Origin of the sequence: Burkholderia sp. AU45251 (assembly GCF_030482905.1) — a bacterium.
GTDB lineage: Bacteria > Pseudomonadota > Gammaproteobacteria > Burkholderiales > Burkholderiaceae > Burkholderia > Burkholderia aenigmatica.
On the sequence record NZ_JAUJQH010000005.1, the window covers coordinates 300,192 to 319,443 of the forward strand.

The 19,252-nt window shown below is 68.5% G+C and carries 18 protein-coding genes; 8 read left to right on the plus strand and 10 right to left on the minus strand.

The genetic code is table 11. The annotated features are described in order from the left end of the window. Positions 1-82: 82 nt before the first annotated feature. Positions 83-1,555 carry an amidohydrolase family protein gene (locus QZM67_RS14790; RefSeq protein WP_301804241.1) on the plus strand — a complete coding sequence of 491 codons (1,473 nt, stop codon included), beginning with the start codon at positions 83-85 and terminating at the stop codon, positions 1,553-1,555. A gap of 91 nt (positions 1,556-1,646) precedes the next feature. Here QZM67_RS14790 and QZM67_RS14795 read toward each other — a convergent pair whose 3' ends face one another. Then, the gene (locus tag QZM67_RS14795) at positions 1,647-3,146 is read right to left on the minus strand and encodes a PLP-dependent aminotransferase family protein (protein ID WP_301804244.1); all 1,500 of its coding nucleotides are present in this window, start codon (positions 3,144-3,146) and stop codon (positions 1,647-1,649) included. A gap of 116 nt (positions 3,147-3,262) precedes the next feature. Here QZM67_RS14795 and bioB point away from each other — a divergent pair, with 116 nt between their 5' ends. Both bioB and QZM67_RS14805 read left to right on the plus strand, forming a co-directional pair. Further along, complete coding sequence (gene bioB / locus QZM67_RS14800; RefSeq protein ID WP_301804248.1) at positions 3,263-4,267, plus strand: biotin synthase BioB; 1,005 nt, start codon at positions 3,263-3,265, stop codon at positions 4,265-4,267. Further along, positions 4,264-4,755 (plus strand): GNAT family N-acetyltransferase, encoded by a 492-nt coding sequence (locus QZM67_RS14805; RefSeq protein ID WP_301804250.1) that lies wholly within the window; start codon positions 4,264-4,266, stop codon positions 4,753-4,755. The genes bioB and QZM67_RS14805 overlap by 4 nt, the downstream gene beginning before the upstream one ends. 31 nt (positions 4,756-4,786) lie before the next feature. Here QZM67_RS14805 and QZM67_RS14810 read toward each other — a convergent pair whose 3' ends face one another. Together QZM67_RS14810 and QZM67_RS14815 are read right to left on the minus strand one after the other, a co-directional pair. Beyond that, positions 4,787-5,119: a putative quinol monooxygenase gene (locus tag QZM67_RS14810; RefSeq protein ID WP_301804253.1), complete on the minus strand. Its 333-nt coding sequence runs from the start codon at positions 5,117-5,119 to the stop codon at positions 4,787-4,789. Positions 5,120-5,374: 255 nt separating this feature from the next. Next, a complete protein-coding gene (locus QZM67_RS14815; RefSeq protein WP_301804256.1) occupies positions 5,375-5,896 on the minus strand; it encodes a GNAT family N-acetyltransferase in 522 nt (173 codons plus the stop codon). Positions 5,897-6,099: 203 nt separating this feature from the next. Between QZM67_RS14815 and QZM67_RS14820 the strand changes: the two genes are divergently transcribed. Further along, entirely contained in the window at positions 6,100-6,483 is a 384-nt protein-coding gene (locus tag QZM67_RS14820) for a hypothetical protein (protein WP_043178226.1), read from the plus strand. A gap of 54 nt (positions 6,484-6,537) precedes the next feature. Here QZM67_RS14820 and QZM67_RS14825 read toward each other — a convergent pair whose 3' ends face one another. From QZM67_RS14825 to QZM67_RS14840, 4 genes are all read right to left on the minus strand, one after another. Next, positions 6,538-7,026: a RidA family protein gene (locus tag QZM67_RS14825; RefSeq protein WP_301804259.1), complete on the minus strand. Its 489-nt coding sequence runs from the start codon at positions 7,024-7,026 to the stop codon at positions 6,538-6,540. A 276-nt stretch (positions 7,027-7,302) separates the two neighbouring features. After that, positions 7,303-8,073 (minus strand): ABC transporter substrate-binding protein, encoded by a 771-nt coding sequence (locus tag QZM67_RS14830; protein ID WP_301804262.1) that lies wholly within the window; start codon positions 8,071-8,073, stop codon positions 7,303-7,305. A gap of 158 nt (positions 8,074-8,231) precedes the next feature. After that, positions 8,232-9,461 carry a cyanate transporter gene (locus QZM67_RS14835; protein WP_301804264.1) on the minus strand — a complete coding sequence of 410 codons (1,230 nt, stop codon included), beginning with the start codon at positions 9,459-9,461 and terminating at the stop codon, positions 8,232-8,234. Positions 9,462-9,667: 206 nt separating this feature from the next. Next, entirely contained in the window at positions 9,668-10,525 is an 858-nt protein-coding gene (locus tag QZM67_RS14840) for a helix-turn-helix transcriptional regulator (protein WP_301804266.1), read from the minus strand. Between the two features lie 95 nt (positions 10,526-10,620). On the opposite strand from QZM67_RS14840, the gene QZM67_RS14845 reads away from it, so the two are divergent. Next, complete coding sequence (locus QZM67_RS14845) at positions 10,621-11,514, plus strand: SDR family oxidoreductase (RefSeq protein ID WP_301804269.1); 894 nt, start codon at positions 10,621-10,623, stop codon at positions 11,512-11,514. A 73-nt stretch (positions 11,515-11,587) separates the two neighbouring features. Here the strand turns inward: QZM67_RS14845 and QZM67_RS14850 are convergent, their stop codons facing one another. Then, positions 11,588-12,964 (minus strand): FAD-containing oxidoreductase, encoded by a 1,377-nt coding sequence (locus QZM67_RS14850; RefSeq protein ID WP_301804270.1) that lies wholly within the window; start codon positions 12,962-12,964, stop codon positions 11,588-11,590. A gap of 217 nt (positions 12,965-13,181) precedes the next feature. After that, a complete protein-coding gene (locus QZM67_RS14855; RefSeq protein WP_301804272.1) occupies positions 13,182-13,760 on the minus strand; it encodes a hypothetical protein in 579 nt (192 codons plus the stop codon). A gap of 276 nt (positions 13,761-14,036) precedes the next feature. Here QZM67_RS14855 and QZM67_RS14860 point away from each other — a divergent pair, with 276 nt between their 5' ends. Continuing rightward, the gene (locus QZM67_RS14860) at positions 14,037-14,675 is read left to right on the plus strand and encodes a LysE family translocator (protein WP_175024640.1); all 639 of its coding nucleotides are present in this window, start codon (positions 14,037-14,039) and stop codon (positions 14,673-14,675) included. Positions 14,676-14,762: 87 nt separating this feature from the next. Here QZM67_RS14860 and QZM67_RS14865 read toward each other — a convergent pair whose 3' ends face one another. Further along, the gene (locus tag QZM67_RS14865; RefSeq protein WP_301804274.1) at positions 14,763-15,974 is read right to left on the minus strand and encodes a hypothetical protein; all 1,212 of its coding nucleotides are present in this window, start codon (positions 15,972-15,974) and stop codon (positions 14,763-14,765) included. Positions 15,975-16,481: 507 nt separating this feature from the next. Between QZM67_RS14865 and QZM67_RS14870 the strand changes: the two genes are divergently transcribed. Further along, positions 16,482-17,270: a DUF3348 domain-containing protein gene (locus tag QZM67_RS14870; protein ID WP_301804276.1), complete on the plus strand. Its 789-nt coding sequence runs from the start codon at positions 16,482-16,484 to the stop codon at positions 17,268-17,270. 10 nt (positions 17,271-17,280) lie between these two features. Further along, positions 17,281-19,252 (plus strand): DUF802 domain-containing protein (locus QZM67_RS14875; protein WP_301804278.1); only part of this gene is annotated, 1,972 nt, incomplete at its 3' end.

Genomic DNA, 19,252 nt, shown 5'->3' on the forward strand with positions numbered 1-19,252 from the left:
CTTTTCTGCATGACGCCGCGGCCGGGCCGCCGGGCTATCGGGCGGCAACACCATCAATCGAACGACAACAGGACACTGTGCGATGACTACCGAGGACAACCGGGCGGACAACCGCGAAGCGATCGACACCCTGATCGCGCATGGCTGCGTGATCACGATGGACCCGCAGCGGCGCGTGATCGAGAACGGCGCGGTCGCCGTGAAGGGCGATCGTATCGTCGCCGTGGGCGGCACCGATGAACTGCAGGCCCGTTACCGCGCCGCGCGCACGATCGACGCGCGCCGCAAGGCCGTGCTGCCGGGCCTGATCGATGCGCATGCGCACGCGGGCCACGCGATGCTGCGCACGATCGGCGGCGCGGATGGCGATGCGTGGTCGGCCGCGGCCGAGACGATCTACACGCGCGCGTCGGACGAGGCGTTCTGGGAAACCGAATCGCATCTCGCGGCGCTCGAACGGTTGAAGGCCGGCGTGACGACGGGCGTGTCGTTGCTCGGCGGCGGAAATTCGATCATGCGCGTCGACGATCCGGTCTATGCACGGCGCCATTGCGATGCGGTGGTGCGCACCGGCACGCGGTCGATCGTCGCGGTCGGCCCGTCGCGGCCACCCGCGCCGCGTGCGTACACGCGCCACACGCCGGACGGCAGCGACACGCGTGACATCGATTTCGACACGATGTACGACGTGTGCGAACGCATTATCGACGAATGCCACGGTGACGCCGACGGCCGGATCCGCATCGCGCTCACGCTGCCCGTGTACGGGCCCGAGCACGATCCCGAACTCGCGCAGTACGAGCGCGATTTTCGCGACCAGGCCGCGCGCTACGGCGCGCTGGCGCGCGGGCGCGGGCTGACCTTCACGCAGGACGGCCACCGCGCGGGCACGCTCGCGTTCGCGCATCGCGAGCTCGGGCTGCTCGGGCCGACGTCGTTCATGTCGCACAGCATCGACCTGACCGACGCCGACATCGCGGCGTGCGTCGAGACGGGCACCGCGATCGTCCACAACCCGAGCGCGATCATGTCGATCATCGGGCGCTGCCCGGTGCCCGAGCTGATCGATGCGGGCGTGACGGTGGCGATCGCGTCGGACGGCGCGGCACCCGATCGCGGCTACGACATGTTCCGCCACATGTGGCAGTGCATGCATTACCACCGCCGGCATTTCCGCGATCCGGACGTGCTGCCGCACGGCAAGGTGCTGGAGATGGTGACGATCGACGCGGCGAAGGCGCTGTCGGTCGATCACGAGGTCGGTTCGCTCGAAGCCGGCAAGCTTGCCGACCTCATCCTCGTCGACCTGTTCCGGCCGCACATGATGCCGATGAACATGCCCGTGTATCGCGTGACGTGTTTCGCGAATGCGGCCGACGTGTGCATGACGATGGTCGGCGGAAGGGTGCTGATGGAGGATCGGCGCGTGTTGTCGGTCGATGAGGAGGCGATTCTCGAACGGGTGAATGAAGTCGCGGCGATCACGATCGAGCGCGGCGGGTTGCGTCATTTGCTCGACGAGCCGAAGACGCTGTGGGGGCGCAGCCACTACTGATCGCTCATCGGGGTGCTGTCAGGGCGACGGCATGGCGGTGAGGCCGGCTGCGTTCGGTTCTGTGCCGCTTGTCACGGCGCGATGTGCGCGGTCAGGCGCTTGCGGCACCCGTTTCCAGCATCTGTTGCAGCACCTCGACGCCATGGCGTATCTCGTGCGGCGGCACGCAAGCGAAGCCGAGCAGCAGCCCGGACGCCGGTGGGTACCCGCGCGCGGTACGGGGTGCGTAGCACACCGAAAGCGGCAGCACGGACAGGTTTCTTTCGGCGGCCAGCCTGGCGAATTCGACGTCGTCCACCTTGCCCTTGAAGGCCAGCGCGATCTGCATGCCAGCGTTGAACGGGCCAGGCTCGAGGCCGCCGCCCAGGCGGATTCGCACCGCGTCCAGCAGGACCTGCCGCCGTTCGTCGTAGAGCGCCCGCGTGCGTTTGATGTGACGCTGGAAGTGACCCTCGGCGATGAAGTCGGCGAGCACGCGCTGCGGCATCGACGCCGTCCGGCGATCGATCAGCGCCTTGCCTCGTTTGAACAGATCCACGAGCGCGGGCGGCACGACGATATAGCCCAGTTGCAGGCCAGGGAACAGCACCTTCGAGAAGGTGCCGAGAAACAGCACGCAGCCCGATCGATCCATGCTCTGCAGCGATGCGAGGACCGGGCTGTCATAGCGGTATTCGCTGTCGTAATCGTCTTCGACGATCCAGGCGCCGTCGCGGCGCGCCCAGGCCAGCAGCTCCAGACGTCGCTGCAGACTCATGGTCGCACCCAACGGAAACTGATGCGACGGCGTGACGTACGCGAGCGTCGCATGCGGGAACCGATCGATGCCGTCGGCGACGCGCAGGCCATCCCTGTCCACCGGCACCGGGCACAGCTCCGCGCCGGCGGCGCTCAGGATGGCCTTGGCCCAGCGATAGCCGGGATTTTCCATCCAGACGGCGTCGCCCGCGTCCAGCAGCAGGGTCGCGATCAGGTGCAGCCCTTGCTGGGTTCCGGTCGTCACGAGAATTTGCTCGGGGTCGCACGTCATGCCGCGCGTGGCGCGCAGGCGCTCGGCCAGTGCCTGTCGGAGCGGCGCGAAGCCAGCCGGGTCGTCGATCATGTCCGGACGGCGCCGCCAATGGCACCCTTCGAGACGCGCCCATGTGGCGTAAGGAAAGATCTCCAGCGCCGGCAGGCCGGTCCGGAACGCATGGGTGCCGGTGTCCGTCGGCACGGTCGGGCGCTCGGGCGGCGCGTAGCGAAGGCCGCGCCGTGACGGCCGGCGATGCAGCGCGGGCGCGCCCGATCCCGTCACGGGGCGTGCTTCGGAACGATCCGCGGCAATCGGCAGCGCCGAACTCACGAAGCTGCCGCGGCCGACGTGCGCGACGAGATACCCGTCGAGGGTCAGTTGCTCGTAAGCGGTGACGATCGTCTGACGCGACACGCCAAGCGCGCTCGCGAGCACGCGCGACGGCGGCAATCGCATGCCTGCCCGGATCGCGCCGGACAGAATCGAGTCGCGCAACGCATCGTGCACCTGCACGAACAGCGGCGTTTTCAACGAGGTATCGAGTTTGATCTTGGGAAGGGGAATGGATTGCGGCATCGCGCTTCGATCCGGATTGGTCTGGTCAATGTCGCATAGGTTGGAACTGGTGGCAACCCAAGTTGTCCGCCTAGACTGAGCCGTATGTCGAACCAACCGAGTCCGCTCGTCCAGTCATGAATGATCCATTCCAGGTTTCCCGTGTCGACTTCCATCGCAACCCCGCTCGCGCGGCCTCGCCGGAAACGACGCGCTGGCAGGTCGAACACGTGCGTGCGTTGTTCGAGTTGCCGTTCAACGATCTGCTGTTCCGTGCGCACCAGGTTCATCGCGAACACCATGCACCCAACGCCGTGCAACGCGCCGCGCTGTTGTCGGTGAAGACCGGCGGATGCGCGGAAAACTGTGGGTACTGCTCGCAATCCGCGCACCACGACGCGGGGATCGAGGCCGGCAAGCTCATGGCGCTCGACGACGTGCTCGAGGCGGCGAGATCGGCACAGGCGCAGGGCGCGACGCGCTTTTGCATGGGGGCGGCGTGGCGCGCACCGAAGGATCGGGACATCGACGCCATCGGCGAGATGATTCAGGCCGTCAAGGGCCTGGGGCTCGAAACCTGCGTGACGCTGGGCATGCTGCAGCCGGAACAGGCACGACGTCTGAAGGGCTTCGGTCTCGACTACTACAACCACAACCTCGATACGTCGCCTCAGTTCTACGCCAACGTCGTCACGACGCGGACCTACGAAGATCGCCTGAACACGATCGCGCAGGTGCGTGCCGCGGGCATCAACGTGTGCTGCGGCGGCATTCTCGGCCTCGGGGAATCGCGCGCCGATCGCGTCGCGTTGATTGCCCAGCTTGCCGCGCTGGATCCTCACCCCGAGTCGGTTCCGGTGAACAACCTGATCCCGATCCCGGGCACGCCCCTCGGCGATGCGCAACCCGTGGATCCGTTCGAAATCGTGCGGACGGTGGCCGCGGCCCGCATCACGATGCCCGGGGCCGTCGTCCGCCTGACGGCGGGTCGCGAGAACATGAGCGACGCGGTGCAGGCGCTGTGCTTCTTCGCCGGTGCCAATTCGATCTTCCAGGGGGAGCGCTTGCTCACCACGGACAATCCGACGCTGGCGCGCGATCGCGCGCTGATGTCGACGTTGGGACTGGAGGAAAGCAATTGATCGATCGCGAGCCCGACTTTCGTATCGCGTATCTGGCCGATCATCCGTGGCTGATATCGGATGTGGCGCAATCGCAGCAGCGCGAATTCGGACATTTCGGTGCGGTTTCGATCGATGAACGGATGCGCCGGCTGGGTTCGGCCCTGAACACGAACAGCCTGCCCGTGTCGCTCGTCGCACTCGACGCGAGCGGCACGTTGCTCGGATCGGCCAGCCTGCTTGCACAAACGATCACTCACCCGCACCTCACGCCCTGGTTGTCCACGATGGTCGTGGCGCCTCGACATCGGCGACGGGGCATCGCATCGGCACTCGCGCTGCGTGCGCAAGCGGAAGCCGCGACGATGGGGTTTCGCGTGCTTCATCTCTTCACGGAATGCAGCGAGGCGCTGTATGCGCAGCTGGGATGGGCGCGCATCGAAGACGCGACGGTGGCCGGCAGGCCCGTCGTCGTGATGCGCGCGCGCGTGTCGTCGTTCAGCGGGTGAGTGTGGCGACCGCGCGGGTGAGCGTCTGCGCCTACGCGAGACTGCCGGGTGCCAGCCGCACCACCTTCGCCGGTGCAGCCCGGAACGTCGGGCTTTGCGCATCGTTGGCGATCATGTGAGGCGTCACGTCGTGCGCGGCCAACGCGTCCGCCGATGCCCAGCGCTCGATCAGCACAAAGCCGTTCTCGTCGTCGACGACGGGATGCAGGTCGTACTGGAGGCACCCGGGTTCTGCCCGAACCGTGGGTGCCAGCCGCTCATAGGCGGCAATCTGCTCGTGACGCTTGCCGGGAAGGGTTTGAATCGAGATGACGAGCAGCACCTCGCGTTCTTGGCTGCGGTTTTGATGATCGACTTCGTTCATGGCGACTCCTGGCTGGTGTGCGTAATGCCGACGAACAAGCGGGGTGCCGTAAACGCGAAAAGCCCCGTCGCTGCCGGCGGGGCTCCTGGTGCATGCAACCGCGACGACTACCGCGTGCGCATTCCGGACGACCCGCCGTTGGCGATGGTCGTCGTGGTAGTGACACTTGCGAGGGGAATCGGATCGCGCTGCATGAACGCAAGGTAACGCGATCGGCCGGGGCGCGTCAACCGCACCGGTTCTCGATCCATCGCGTCAGCGACGGTAGATGAATTCCAGATCGGTCGCTTCACCGACCTTGAAATCGTACGTGCCGACGCGCTGGAAACCGGCCTTCTCATAGAAGGCGATGGCCTTCGCGTTGCCCGACCACACGCCGAGCCAGATCGGGCCGGGGCGTTCCGTCGCCAGATAGTCCAGTGCGGTGTCGAACAACGCGCGCCCGGCGCCGGTTCCTTGCGTTCCCCGCCGAAGGTAGATCTGATGGATCTCGCCCGAACCGTCGGCGACTTCCGGGTGCGGGAGCTTGCACGGCCCCGCGTGGGCATACCCCACCAGCTGGCCGTCATCGCTTTCGGCGACCCACGTGCGACACTCGGGATCGTTGAGCTGGCCCGTGATCGTTTCGACCGAGTAGGTCGCGGCCTCGTACGCAGCCAGATCATTCGGCGGGTAGTCGATGCCGAATCCGTCGTGCAGAAAGGTCTCGCGAAACGTGTCGCGCTTCAGTTCGGCAAGCGGGATGGCATCGGACAGGGTGGCAACGCGGATCAACATGGAGGAGGGTTCGGTTCGTCGGTTGGGCAGACAGTTTATCCCGGGTGACGAGAGGTTTGCGATCGTCTGGTTGACCTGCGTGCGCGGCGTGCAAAGGGCTTTTGCGCTCGACCTTGATCACCCGCACTGCATTCATGCGGATGCCGGTGGTTGACCGCCGACGGACATGCTAGGATTTCCGACAAATAACTTCGGAGACTGCCATGCCGTTCATCTGCGAAAACGTTGAATGCCGCGCCGTGCTCGCGCGTGGGCAGGTCAGGCCCCATCAAGAGGACGGGGGCTGGTGCTTCTACTGCCCGGATTGCAAAGCCAGGAACGAGTTGATGCATGTCGACGGGGCCGGCGGCGCTGTCGAGCTGGTTCAGCCGGAGCGAGCCAGCCCTCCGCATAAGGTCGTTGCGACGGCTCGACCGCTGGAGGATGGCAAATACGCGGCGCAGTTGAGCGTTCAGCGGGCGCTCGCCGTGAGAGGAACGTACGCGGCCGAAGAGCACTGGGATCAGCTCGGTGTATTCGGCGACGAACAGGAAGCCGTCGCGCACGCGAAGTCGTTCGCCACCGACCTGTTGCAGCGAGCGGCATAGTCACCCCATTCGATGCTGACAGCCCGTGCATGTCGCGATCGTTCGCGACATGTGTCATCGCTTGTCCAGCACGGCGATACAGTCGATTTCCACGAGGAAGTCCGGATTCGGCAATGACGCCACGATAGCGGTACTTCGGGCCGGGAATTTCCCGGCCTGGAAGTATCCCGCGTAAATGCGGTTCATCTCCTTGAAGTCTTCACGCCGCACCAGCATCACATCCACCTTCACCACGCGATCCCATCCCGTGCCCGCGGCCTTGAGGATGCCCGTGACGTTCTCCATCGCCTGATTCATCTGTCGGCTGAAGTCGCCGACGGCGAGCTTGCCGTTCCGGTCATAAGCGGGAATGCCCGAAACGAACAGAAGATTGCCGGCTCTGACGGCCGGGGCGAGCGGTACGGGGATCGTGTACTGGTCGGCGGCCTGCACATATTCCAGCGGTGCTCGTGCGGAAGCGGCTTGCTGACCGATGGGGGGCGTGCAGCCGCATAGAAGGAGGCCGGATCCGATGAATCCGGCAACAAGGCAGCGCGTTCGCATCGTGTTTTCTCCCGGGACCGATCCTGTGCGCGATCCGGCAGTGGGGACGCTGCGAGACAGCGGATCGTGAACTCCTCCAAACAGTTTAGGAAATCGAAGCACGAACGGTTAGGCCCGCCGTGCGGGATGGCTTCGTATCGCGAAGCACGGATTGCCGGCGCGCCGTTTGTCCTACGAAAAAGCCGCCTGAAGATCGGCGCCGACAAGTCGAGAAAGTGAAGAAGGGGCGTCGTGCATTCGCGCACGACGCCCCTTCGCGTTTTCCGCTTTCGTCCGTCAGTTGTAGATATCGAACGAGAAATACTTCTTCGCGATTCGCTGGTACGTGCCGTCCTGGATCAGGCTCGCAAGCGCCTGGTTGATCTGCGTACGCAGCGCGTCGTCATCCTTGCGCATGCCGATCGCCGAACCCACGCCGAGCGTCTTCGGGTCATGCAGCGGCGGCCCGGCGAATTCGAAGTTCGCGCCCTTCGCGGTTTTCAGGAAACCGAGGTCGGCCTGCACCGACGATTGCAGCGACGCATCGAGCCGCCCCGACAGCAGGTCCTGGTAGACGAGATCCTGCGTCTGGTACGTGCGGACGACCACGCCCTTCGGCTCCCAGTACGTGCGCGCATACGTCTCCTGCGTCGAACCCTGCTCGACGCCGACGCTCTTGCCCTGCAGCGATTCGGGCGTCGGCTGCAGGTTCGCGCCGCGCCGCGCGACGAGCCGGGGCGGCACGTTGTTGATCTTGTCCGTGAACGCGATCTGCGCGAGGCGCTTCTCGGTCACGCTCATCGACGACAGCACGCCGTCGAACTTGCGCGCCTTCAGCGCCGGGATCATCCCGTCGAATGCGTTCTCGACCCACACGCAGCGCACCTTCATCCGTTCGCAGATCGCGTTGCCGAGATCGATGTCGAAGCCGACGAGCTTGCCGTCGGGCGCGAGCGATTCGAACGGCGCATAGCTGGGGTCGACGCCGAGGCGCAGGACCGCCGGATCCTTCGCGGCGGCGACGCTAGCCGTCAGCGCGAGCGCAACGGCCAGAACGAGCTTTTTCATGACTGTCTCCATTTTTGATTTTCGATCTTCGATCGATGTGGTTGGTCGTAATGCGAATCAGCGGCCGTCGGGCGTGACTACCCGCGCCCGGCCATACGCGGGCGGCTGGACTGTGCGCCGGAAGCTGCCGGCGAAAAGTCCGGATTCGAAAGGGGGCGTTAGCGGGCGGCGCCGGTGATGCGCGCCATGCTGTGGCGGTAGCCGGCAGGCGAAAACGCGGTGTTCAGCGTGGCCATCGCGGCGATCACGCCGAGATGCATCCACCACGCGATCGCGAAGCCGCCGCCCGTGTCGCGCAGCCAGCCGATCAGCCAGGGGCTCGCCGCCACGGTCAGGAAGCCGATGCCCTGCACGAACGCGGCGAGCGCGCCTGCGAGCCGTGCATCGGGCAGGTGGTCGAGCGTGACGATCAAGCTCATCGAGAAGAAGCCGCCGAGACCGAGGCCGACGCTCGCGACCCACAGCCACGGCGCGATTGCGGGCAGCGTCGCGAACCCGGCGAAGCCGGCCGCCTGCAGTGCGAGCGTGAGCCACAGCACGGCGCGGCGGTCGGGCGAACGCTTCGCGAGCATCGGCATCGCGAGCGCGCCGGTCGCCTGGAACAGCGCCATCCACGCGAGCAGGTTGCCGCTCGCTTGCGGACTCATCCCGATGCTGCGGTAGAACGCGGGCAGCCACGCGACGAGGCTGGCGTAGCCGCTGTTGCTGAGCCCGAAGAACAGCGCGAGCTGCCACGCGCGCGGAATGCGGGCGAACGCGAGGATCGGCGCCGACACGGCCGTTGCGTGCACGGCGTCGCGCGGTGCCTTCGCGCGCCACAGTGCGAGCGTGACGAGCGCGGGCACGGCCCACACGGCGAGCGACAGATGCCAGCCGCCGTGCGCGGCAAGCCACGGGCTCGCGACCGCGCCGAAGGCGCCGCCGCCGACCAGCGCGGCCGAATAGAGGCCCATCGCGAGCGGCAGCCGGTCGACGAACCAGCGCTTCGCGAGGCCGGGCACGAGCGCCTGGACCGCGGCGACGCCGGCACCCGCGACGATCGCGGTCGCGATCAGGCCCGCGCTGCCGCCGGTCCACAGGCGCGCCGTGCAGCCGGCCGCGATCAGCGCCAGCGCGACGGTCAGCGCGCGCTGCTCGCCGACGCGCCGCGCGAGCCCGACGCCGATCCCGGCGACGACACCCATCAGCACGAACGGCAGCGTGGTCAGCAGCGCGGCCGCGCGAAAGCCGAGGCCCGTGTCGGCGCGCACGACATCGAGCACGGGGCCGAAGGCGGTCAGGAACGGGCGCAGGTTGAGGCCGGTCAGCACCAGCAGCGCGAGCGCGCCATAGGACACGGAAGCCGCATGCGGGCGGTGGACGGCTTGCGCGGTGCCGGGTTCGGACATCGGGATGCTCCAGGGAGGGGCCGGTGGCCCTGTGATGCGATGCCGAAAGGGTAAGCGCGCGCTACGCCAGGTGAAAATTAAATATTCGACTGGGAATCAGTGCGGAATGCGATGGGTTCGCACGGGGCGACGGGGACGGAGAGGGGCGGCCGGCGGCGGCCGGCGATACCGCGCGGCGGCGCGTTTGTCAGACGAAACGCGCACCGTCATGCGACGGGTGTCTGCTCGGCCCGGGCTTGCTCGCGTGCGGCCACCAGCGTCCGGACCAGCGCGCGATCGGCCGCCGTTTCCGGCGTAAAGATCACGAGCGTCTGGTCGGGCCGGCCGCTCACCGCGAACGCCGAGTATTCGAGTGCGATTCGCCCGACTGCGGGATGGTGGATCTCCTTGGTCCCTTCTTCGTGCGAGCGGACATCGTGGTCGCGCCACAGCGCGTCGAACTCGGCGCTCGTCGCGCGCATCTCGTCGACGAACGCCTGCACGGCCTGCGTCGCGCCGCCGCGCGCGACGTCGGCGCGAAACGCGCCCACCGCGAACCGCGCGACGCGCGCCCAGTTCGCCTGCACGCCGCGTACGTGCGGATCGACGAAGATGAGCCGCAGGATGTTGCGCCGTTCCGGCGGCAGCGTCGTGTAGTCGGTCAGCGTCGCGGCCGCCGCGTCGTTCCACGCGACGACGTCCCACGTCGACGAGCGCACGATCGCGGGGCTCGCCTCGAGCGAATCGAGCACGTGCTGCACGCGCGGCGACACATGGTCGGTCGCGTGATAGCGCACTTCCGGCAGGTGGCCGAGGCCGATCAGGAACAGGTGCTCGCGCTCGGCGTCGTTCAGCAGCAGCGCGCGGGCGAGCCGGTCGAGCACGTCGGCCGACGGCGCGCCGCCGCGCCCCTGTTCGAGCCACGTGTACCACGCGGTGCTCACGTGCGCGCGCTGCGCGACTTCCTCGCGCCGCAGGCCCGGCGTGCGGCGGCGCGTGGCCGGCAGCCCGAGCGCGGCCGGGTCGAGTTTCTCGCGGCGGTCCCGCAGGTACGCGCCGAGCAGGTTGTCGGGGGCGTCTGGCATAGCCTGTTAGTTCGTTTACCGGTAAACCGTCACGACTTCACCGTGCGCGGCGGTCGACAGATAGTAAGCCTCCATGCCATCCGGAGGGGTTGAACATGCGTGTCTTTGTTACTGGAGCGTCGGGGTTCGTCGGCTCGGCCGTCGTGGCCGAACTCGTTGCCGCCGGGCACTCGGTGCTCGGCCTTGCGCGGTCCGATGCGGCCGCCGAGTCGGTCGCGGCGGCTGGCGCCGACGTCCTTCGCGGGTCGCTGGAGGATCTCGTCAGCCTCACGCGCGGCGCCGAAGCCGCCGATGCGGTGATCCATACGGGATTCAATCACGACTTCTCGCGCTTCGCGCAGAACTGCGAGCTCGATCGTCGCGCGATCGAGACGATCGGCGCGGCGCTCGCGGGCTCGGCGCGGCCGCTGGTCGTCACGTCGGGGCTCGCGCTCGTCGCACCCGGGCGCGCGGCGACGGAAGACGATCCGCACGTGCCGGTGTCGTCGGCCTACCCGCGCGCGTCCGAAGCGACCGCGGTCGCGCTCGAGGCGCGCGGCGTGCACGCGTCGGTCGTGCGTCTGCCGCCGTCCGTGCACGGCGACGGCGATCACGGCTTCGTGCCGCGCCTGATTGCATTCGCGCGGGAGAAGGGCGCATCGGCCTATCTCGGCGAGGGCGACAACCGCTGGCCGGCCGTGCACCGGCTCGACGCGGCGCGTGTGTACCGGCTCGCGGTCGAACGCGGTGCGGCCGGCGCGCGCTATCACGCGGTCGACGATACGGGCGTGCGGTTCCGCGACATTGCGGACGTGATCGGCCGGCGGCTGAACGTGCCGGTCGTCGCGAAAACGGCGGCTGAAGCCGGCGAACACTTCGGCTGGTTTGCGATGTTCGCGGGGATGGATGCGCCCGCAACGAGCGCGCGCACGCGTGCATCGCTCGACTGGGCGCCGACGCAGCCGGGGCTGCTGGCCGATATCGACCGGCCGCGGTATTTCGAAGGCTGAGCGGGCGGCGGGCGTGCCGTCGCTGACGACAGGCACGCCCGCCGCCCGCATGACACCCATGCGCGGCCGCGCGTCACTCCACCGGATGCAGATCCTGCAGCAGCGTCGGCACGAGCTCCGACACCGTCGGGTGGATGTGCATCGCGCGGCTGATCGTCGTGTACGGGCCACCCGCGGCCATCACGTCGAGCATCCCGTGCACGACTTCGTCGCCCGTCACGCCGAGGATCGACGCGCCGAGGATCGCATGGCTGTCCGCGTCGACGATCACCTTCATGAAACCCTGGCTCTCGCCTTTTTCCACCGCGCGGCCGACGCGCGTCATCGGGCGCGTGCCGACGAGCAGCCGGCGGCCCGTCTGCTTCGCTTCCGCGAGCGTCATGCCGACGCGGCCGAGCGGCGGATCGATATACATCGCGTACGCGGTGATGCGGTCGGACACCTTGCGCGGATCGCCGTCGAGCAGGTTGGCCGCGACGATTTCGTAGTCGTTGTACGCGGTGTGCGTGAACGCGCCGCGCCCGTTGCAGTCGCCGAGCGCCCAGATGCCGGGCACGTTGGTGCGCAACTGCGCGTCGACCTCGATATAGCCGCGTGCGTCGATCGCGACGCCCGCACGGTCGAGCCCGAGATCGTCGGTGTTCGGCACGCGTCCGACCGCGAGCAGCAGGTGCGAGCCCGCGACCTCGCGGCCGCCGCCCGCGCAGTCGAGGCCGACCGCGATGCCGTCGCCGTCGCGCCGTGCGCTCAGGCAGGTCGCATCGAGCTGCACGTCGATCCCTTCGTTTTCGAGAATCTCGCGCACGGCCTGCGACACGTCCTCGTCCTCGCGGCGGATCAGGCGCTCGCCCTTCTCGACGATCGTGACCCGCGACCCGAAGCGGCGATACATCTGGCCGAATTCGAGCCCGACATAGCTGCCGCCGACGATCACGAGATGCTCGGGCAGGAAGTCGACGTCCATCATCGTCGAGTTGGTCAGGTACGACACTGAGTCGAGGCCCGGCATGGCCGGCACCTGTGCGCGCCCGCCGACGTTGATGAAGATGCGTTCCGCTTCGAGCAGTGCGTCGCCCACGCGCACCGCATCGGCGCGCTCGAACCGGGCGTGCCCCTGAAACACGGTCGTGTTCGCGAGGCCGCGCACCCATTGCTCGACGCCGTGGTTCGAGCGGCCGGAGATCTGGTCCTTGCGCGCCTTCACGGCTTTCATGTCGACGGTGACGGGGCCGACCGACACGCCGTATTCGCCGGCGCGTCGCGCGAGTTGCGCGGCGTATGCGCTCGCGATCAGCGTCTTGGTCGGAATGCAGCCGGTGTTCACGCAAGTGCCGCCGAAGCGGCCGCGCTCGATGATCGCGACCTTCATCCCGGCGGCGGACAGCCGCGCGGCGAGTGGCGGCCCGGCCTGCCCGGTGCCGATGACGATCGCGTCGAAGTGTTGCGTCATGACGTCCTCCTGTGCGGGTGCAGCGAGGGAACGCGTGCGGGCGAGCCGCGTGCGATGCCGGCGCACGGTCGCGCGACGGCGAGCGCCTATGGTAGCCCTGTTGGCCTGCGCTCGCGAGTGCGGGCAGGGCGGCGGAAGCGGGGTATGACGGCGTCGGGTCGTGCCCGCACCGGCCGGCGTGCGATGCAACCGGTCGCAGCGCGTTGCCCCGGCCGCGTCAGTCCTTGCGTTGCCACTGACTGAACGACACCGGCCGGTGCGCGTCGGCGCGCGTGACGGTGACGTGGTCGGGCTGGTCGTCGAGCGGAAACGATTCGGTGACGATCCGGTTCGAAAATAGCCACCCGTGCGTGTGCGGGTCGTAGCGGAACGTCACGTAGTCGCTCCAGTGCTGCCCGCACGCGACGAAGTTCTGCACGGTGAAATAGCGGCCTTTTACGGCCAAGCCGTTGTCGGCGGCATCTTCGGGATCGAACGGGTCGCACTGGCCGCCTTCGTTCGCGCGCAGCACGACCTGGTCGTTGCGCGCGACGAGCCGGAACGCGTGATCCGGTTGTTCCTCGAAGATCAGCAACGGACGCGGCGACGGCTGCTCGCGCGTATCAACCGCCCGATGCACGACCACGAGAAAGCTGTGCCGCCCGTTGTCGAGATCCGGCCCGGCCTGCGCGAGCAGCGGCTGGTAGCCGGCGGGCAATTGCGCGGCGATCGATTTCGGCAGGTCGCCGGCGCGGGCGTCGAGCGACAACGCGGCGAGCAGCGGGAGGAGCACGAAGGGCAGTCGGGAAACGCGCATGACGGGGTGTCCGGTCGAAAGGAGGAAGGGTGTGCCGAGCGCGCGGGGCTACCGACCGATCCCGCCCGAGAAATTCGGTGCCCGGCATCGGATTGAACGCGACGGGCGGCGCGGATCTCGATCATGGGTGGCTGCGCGAATGACGGGAAAGAGGGCCAGCATAGCAGCGCAAGGCGGCTTTCGGCCATGCGCGAAGCGTGCCAGAATCAGCGGCTCGACTGTCGGAAACGACACGCAGGCGTCGGCGATTCGGCGTCGCTCAACAAGGAGACTTCGATGACTGCATCGGCTGCCGTACTCGCCATCCTGGCTGCGCTGTTTCTCGGCGCGATGATTCCGGGCCCGAGCTTCGTGCTGGTTGCCCGCAATTCGATCGGGCTGTCGCGCCGTGACGGGCTGGCCACGGCGCTCGGCATGGGCATCGGCGGCATCGTGTTCGGCGGCGTCGCGCTGGCCGGGCTCTATACGCTGCTGCAGGCGGTCGAATGGCTGTACGTGGGCCTCAAGGTGGCGGGCGGCGCGTACCTGATCTACATGGCGTCGAAGATCTGGCGCGGCGCCGACCGGCCGATCGCGATGGACGATCCGCAGGCGATGGCCGAAGGCAGCGCGCGCAAGTCGTTCTGGACGGGCCTCACGACCCAGCTCAGCAACCCGAAGACGGCGATCTGGTACGGCAGCATCTTCGCGGCGCTGCTCCCGCAGCATCCGCCGCTGTGGTGCTATCTGGCGCTGCCGCCGCTCGTGTTCGGCGTCGAGTTCGGCTGGTACACGATCGTCGCGCTGTGCTTTTCCACGCGCCGGCCGCGCGAGCTTTACCTGCGCGCGAAGAAGTGGGTCGACCGCGTCGCGGCCGGCGCGATCACGCTGCTCGGGTTGCGATTGATCCTGAACGCGCCGAAAGCGGGGATCTGACCGCTTCCATTCCCGATCTGCATTGCACGGCGGCCGGCCATTCCCGTGGCTGGCTGCTGGCGCGCACCGCGCGTACGCGCATCGGCATCAGGCTTCGCTGAACCGCTCCAGCAGCGCCGCGAACCGCGTGTCGTCCGGAAATTCCTTCACTTCATACCGCACCGGGTGATGCCCGGTGGCCGTCATCAGGTCGCCGCACGTGCGCAGCAGCTCGGCCATCGGCACGTAGGCCGACTGTCCGGTCGACGCGCGATGGAGCGCGACGATATCCGTCTCGGGCAGCAGCGACGGCACGCCGTCGCTCCACACGCCGATGCTGAACAGGCTGCCGTCCTGGCGCTTGTATACCGAGTAGGTCGCCACGAAGATGTCGGTGCCGTCGCGCTCATGCAGGTCGTTGAGCAGCATCCGCTGATCCTGGTAGTCGCCCGCGAGCTCGCCGATGCGCAGCGCGTGGAGTTTCGATTCGAGCCCTTCCGGCATGAAGCGCCGCCAGGCGGCGCCGTCCCAGCGCAGCATCAGCGGCGGTAGCGGGCGCGGCTGCGCCTGCGCCTGTTCGGCAAGGTCGACCATGGCGGCGAGCCCGGCCGGATTGCGGTCGCCGGTGAGCAGCAGCACCGCTCGGTTCGGTGCCATCACGACCGGCGCGCCGGCGATCGGCTGCCGGTGGAGCAGGTCGGTCAGCAGCAGCCGCGCCGCGTCGTAGGAGTCGTCGAATTGCGACAGGAATACCCCGTTCGGCAGCGCGGCCCATGGCTTCGACGATGCGGCCCGCAGGTTGTCGATCGCGATGTCGCACGCGTCGTCGAACGAGGCGCCCCATTGGTCGAGCGTCGCGGTCGGCAGGCGCGCGATGTTGAACTCGCCGTCGTACGCGATGCCGATCTCGATGTTCTCGCACAGCGGCCGGAACGCCAGCTCCGTGATGCCGAACTGCCCGGCCGTTTGCAGTGCGGTCACGCAGCGTTCGGTCGCGCTGCGGATCACGGGGCGCAGCCTGGCGCGCGCGGCGGCGAAATCCGCCGGGATCTCGTGCTGCATCATCGCGTTCGCCTGGCGCTTCAGCACGGTGTCCCGTTCGGACGGCTTCGCGGCCGCGTAGTCGCGGAACAGGTTGTTCAGGTTGATGATGTTCGACGGGGCATCCGACTGGACGAGACAGCCCTTCTCGTCCTCGTGGCGCCAGGTGCGTGTGTCGCCCGATGCGTGCAGCGCGGCGATCAGACGTTCGGCGAAAGCCTGCGGGGTCGGCGGTTTGCCGAAACGGTCGCGCAGGCGCGTGACGAGATTGGCAAGCATCGTAGGCGGTCGGGACGGGCCCGTCTGTTGTCGTTGTGGGTCGGTGGCGCCCGGTCTCGGCGGCGCAGCCCGCGGCCGGCACGCGTGGCTCGACGGGTGCTGCGATGGTAGCGCAACGCGGCAGGTATCGTCGGAGGATATTCGCGATCGGCGGGCGACACTGCTGCGGGCGAGGGCGAGGGCGAGGGCGAGGGCGAGGGCGAGGGCGAGGGCGAGGGCGAGGGCGAGGGCGAGGGCGAGGGCGAGGGCGAGGGCGAGGGCAAGGGCAAGGGCAAGGGCAAGGGCAAGGGCAAGGGCAAGGGCAAGGGCAAGGGCAAGGGCAAGGGCAAGGGCAAGGGCAAGGGCGCGGCAGGACCGTCGCCGCGGCAGCCCCCGGTCGCCCGCCAAGCCTTGCGCGGCGGGCGTTCGCGTATGTTGCGCGCCGCTCCGAACGGCGCCGCTTCCCCGATTCTGGCGGCCGACCTCCCGGCGACGTGTAAACTGCTGCCTTTTTTGACGGTTTGCAGCATGGTGCAAGCACCTCCGCGCCCGGCGCTGAGCGGACCGACGCTCGTCCGGCTGCTCGCGCGCCTGGCCGATGCCGACGTCGCGGAATCCCGGCAGACGCTGTCCGACCGGCTGAGCCAGTGGCTCGGCTGGACCGACGCGATCACGCTGTCGTCCGCGCTGAACGCGAGCCCGCCCGGCGTCGCGGCCGGCGTGCGCGGCTACGACGCGGAGCGCGACTTCGCGCGCGTGCGCCACGAGCTCGCGCAGGCGATCACGGCCACCAACCGGCCGCGTGCGCGGCGCCGGCCCGGCGATCCGCCGCCGCCAGGCGCCGACACGGCCGATTTCGCGGACTTCCGCCAGCGTTACCTGTCCCTGCAGCAGGACATGGAAACGGCGATCGGCCAGTTGCGTGGCCGCCTGCGGGTCGCGGTCGCCGCGCGCTCGTCCGGGATGGCGCGGCTCGCGACGCTCGACGCGATCATGGAGCGCGTACTCGGCGCGCGCGAGCGCAGCCTGCTGTCGGCCATCCCCGCGCTGCTCGGCACGCGTTTCGGGCGGCTGCGCGACGCGGAGCGGCAGGCGCTGGCCGATGCCGAATCCGCTGCTGCTGCCGCCGAATCCGCTGTCGCAGCCATCCCGGCCGATGACGGCGCGGTGGTGGCCGACGGCACGGCCGTTGCGGCGATCGTGCCCGGCGCATGGCTCGATACGTTTCGCGACGAGATGCAAAGCATCCTGCTTGCCGAACTCGAAGTCCGGTTTCAAACGGTAGACGGGCTGCTCGCGGCCCTTCGCACCAGCTAATCAACACGCTATGTCCAGAATTCGCCTTGATCTCGTTGTCTTCGTCGCCGGTCTGCTCGCTGTGGGCTGGATCGGCGTCGGCTATGTCGCGTCGAACCCGCTGGCGTCGGCCGTCACGCTGCTGATTGCCGCGTGCTATGTCGCCGGCGCATGGGAGCTGCTGCGCTACCGGCAGGCCACCGCGACGCTGTCGCGCGCGGTCGCCGGCCTCACCGAGCCGCCCGCGAAGCTCGACACGTGGCTCGACACGCTGCACCCGGGCCTGCGCAGCGCGGTGCGTGCGCGGGTCGAAGGCGCGCGCGTCGCGCTGCCGGGCCCGTCGCTCACGCCTTACCTCGTCGGCCTGCTCGTGCTGCTCGGCATGCTCGGCACGCTGCTCGGGATGGTCGTCACGCTGAAGGGCACGGGCGCCGCGCTCGAAAGCGCGACCGATCTCGACGCGATCCGCGCGTCGCTGATCGCGCCGGTGAAGGGCCTCGGGTTCGCGTTCGGCACGTCGATCGCCGGCGTCGCGACGTCCGCGATGCTCGGGCTGCTGTCCGCGCTCGTGCGCCGCGAACGGATCGACGCGGCCCAGCAGCTCGACGCGAAGATCGCGACGACGTTGCGCGTGCATTCGTCCGCGCACCAGCGCGACGAATCGTTCCGGCTGCTGCAGCGCCAGGCTGACGTGATGCCGGCGCTGGTCGACCGGCTGCAGACGATGATGACGACGCTCGAGGCGCGCAGCGTCGCGCTGCACGATCGCCAGATCGAAAGCCAGCAGGCGTTTTTCGAGCGGACCGAGCGCGCGTATGCGGGCCTTGCGTCGAATGTCGGCGACGCGCTGAAGGAAAGCGCCGTCGAAAGCGCGCGCGTGGCGGGTGCCGCGCTGCAGCCGGTCGTCGCCGCGACGATGACGGGGCTCGCGCAGGAGATGGCCGCGTTGCGCGACACCGTGACGGGCGCCGTGCAGCGTCAGCTCGACGGGCTGACGGACGGCTTCGAGAAGACCACCGGCAACGTGACGGCCGTCTGGAACCGCGCGCTCGACGAACAGCGCCGCGCGGGCGATGCCGTCGCGCAGCAGCTGCAGACGACGCTTGGCCAGTTCACCGACACGTTCACGCAGCGTTCGACGGATCTGCTCGACGGCGTGGCGACGCGCCTCGAATCGACTGAAAGCCGCCTCTCGGACGCATGGCGCGATGCGCTGGCGCGCCAGGAGCAGGTCGGCGAGACGCTGGCCGGCCAGCATGCGCGCGCGCTGGGCGAGGCCGCCGCGACGTTCGAACGCCATTCGGGCGCGACGCTTGCCGCGATGCGCGAGTCGCACGCGGGGCTGCAGACCGACCTGGCGGCGCGCGACGAACAGCGCCTCACCGCATGGCACGACGCGCTCGCGGCGATGGCGGCGAAGCTCGGCGACGAATGGCAACGCGCGGGCGTGCACAGCGCGGGCCGTCAGCAGGACATCTGCGACGCACTCGCACACACGACGCGTGACCTCACGGCGCAGGCGTCGACCTTCGAGCAGCGCTCGAACGATCTGCTGTCGACGATCCGCGAGTCGCACACGGGGCTGCAGACGCAACTGGCCGCACGCGACGAAGAGCGCCTGTCGGCATGGAACGAGTCGCTGGCCGCGATGGCCACGAAGCTCGGCGACGAATGGCAGCGCGCGGGCGTGCACAGCGCGGGCCGTCAGCAGGAAATCTGCGACGCACTCGCACACACGACGCGTGACCTCACGGCACAGGCGTCGACCTTCGAACAACGCTCGAACGATCTGCTGTCGACGATTCGCGAGTCGCACACGGGCCTGCAGACGCAACTGGCTGCGCGCGACGAAGAACGCCTGTCGGCATGGAACGATTCGCTGGCCGCGATGGCCACGAAGCTCGGCGACGAATGGCAGCGCGCGGGCGTGCACAGCGCGGGCCGTCAGCAGGAAATCTGCGACGCACTCGCACACACGACGCGTGACCTCACGGCACAGGCGT

Coding starts and splice junctions, on each gene's coding strand:
- QZM67_RS14855 (WP_301804272.1), bottom strand. CDS start 13,760: ATGCGCGTTTCCCGACTGCCCTTCGTGCTCCTCCCGCTGCTCGCCGCG.
- QZM67_RS14870 (WP_301804276.1), top strand. CDS start 16,482: ATGGTGCAAGCACCTCCGCGCCCGGCGCTGAGCGGACCGACGCTCGTC.
- QZM67_RS14820 (WP_043178226.1), top strand. CDS start 6,100: ATGCCGTTCATCTGCGAAAACGTTGAATGCCGCGCCGTGCTCGCGCGT.
- QZM67_RS14825 (WP_301804259.1), bottom strand. CDS start 7,026: ATGCGAACGCGCTGCCTTGTTGCCGGATTCATCGGATCCGGCCTCCTT.
- QZM67_RS14845 (WP_301804269.1), top strand. CDS start 10,621: ATGCGTGTCTTTGTTACTGGAGCGTCGGGGTTCGTCGGCTCGGCCGTC.
- bioB (WP_301804248.1), top strand. CDS start 3,263: ATGAATGATCCATTCCAGGTTTCCCGTGTCGACTTCCATCGCAACCCC.
- QZM67_RS14815 (WP_301804256.1), bottom strand. CDS start 5,896: ATGTTGATCCGCGTTGCCACCCTGTCCGATGCCATCCCGCTTGCCGAA.
- QZM67_RS14860 (WP_175024640.1), top strand. CDS start 14,037: ATGACTGCATCGGCTGCCGTACTCGCCATCCTGGCTGCGCTGTTTCTC.
- QZM67_RS14850 (WP_301804270.1), bottom strand. CDS start 12,964: ATGACGCAACACTTCGACGCGATCGTCATCGGCACCGGGCAGGCCGGG.
- QZM67_RS14810 (WP_301804253.1), bottom strand. CDS start 5,119: ATGAACGAAGTCGATCATCAAAACCGCAGCCAAGAACGCGAGGTGCTG.
- QZM67_RS14830 (WP_301804262.1), bottom strand. CDS start 8,073: ATGAAAAAGCTCGTTCTGGCCGTTGCGCTCGCGCTGACGGCTAGCGTC.
- QZM67_RS14790 (WP_301804241.1), top strand. CDS start 83: ATGACTACCGAGGACAACCGGGCGGACAACCGCGAAGCGATCGACACC.
- QZM67_RS14840 (WP_301804266.1), bottom strand. CDS start 10,525: ATGCCAGACGCCCCCGACAACCTGCTCGGCGCGTACCTGCGGGACCGC.
- QZM67_RS14795 (WP_301804244.1), bottom strand. CDS start 3,146: ATGCCGCAATCCATTCCCCTTCCCAAGATCAAACTCGATACCTCGTTG.
- QZM67_RS14865 (WP_301804274.1), bottom strand. CDS start 15,974: ATGCTTGCCAATCTCGTCACGCGCCTGCGCGACCGTTTCGGCAAACCG.
- QZM67_RS14835 (WP_301804264.1), bottom strand. CDS start 9,461: ATGTCCGAACCCGGCACCGCGCAAGCCGTCCACCGCCCGCATGCGGCT.